1 protein-coding gene is annotated in these 565 nt (G+C 53.1%); it reads right to left on the bottom strand.

Features of this window, described 5'->3' with window-relative positions; genetic code table 11:
* Window positions 1-417, bottom strand: a 417-nt coding sequence (locus tag HMPREF0721_RS12875; RefSeq protein WP_083798195.1) for an HIRAN domain-containing protein, incomplete at its 3' end; no start/stop codon positions are given.
* Window positions 418-565 lie beyond the last annotated feature (148 nt).

Raw genomic sequence — 565 nt, 5'->3', positions numbered from 1 at the left:
AACTGGCATCTGCATACGCTTCGTAGAGGGCGCTGATGATAAGAGCCGCGGGTGAGCTAACGGGCGTATCGAAGGTATGGTCTTATTCGTACTTGGTCGAGTGAGTGCCCCACGGAGGACGTCATTAGTCGGGATCTCAACGTATGCATCAAGAGCACTGATAACGCATCCGTGAACATCCATCGATGTCACGCCTAGAGAGTCCCACTCTGGGGCGATATCGGCAGCAGCCCATACAGACACATAACCGATATGGCTTCCATTCACGCTAACTTTGAGTGCATTCTTATCGTAGCTATTCTGTGGCTCGCGTTCAACGCATAGCACCGTAGACACAACAGCGGATTTCGGAACCTCGTAATAGCACATTCCAAAAACGTCGTAACGGGTGACTCTATCCCCAATGTTAAGCTCCATTGAGGACCCCGAAGACACTACCCTTGCACTAACCTTCGCGGCAGGTAGCGCCCTGTGCTTAGCGCAGACAGCGATAATCGCCAGCCAAGACCCTACGGCCATCCATATTCCCGCACGTGGGATCCAGAACATAGCCGCGACGATGAGC

This window comes from Pseudoramibacter alactolyticus ATCC 23263, assembly GCF_000185505.1.
In the GTDB taxonomy this organism is placed as follows: Bacteria; Bacillota; Clostridia; order Eubacteriales; family Eubacteriaceae; genus Pseudoramibacter; species Pseudoramibacter alactolyticus.
The sequence above is the reverse complement of the archived record's forward strand: the minus strand, read 5'-3'. Positions and strand labels throughout refer to the sequence as shown.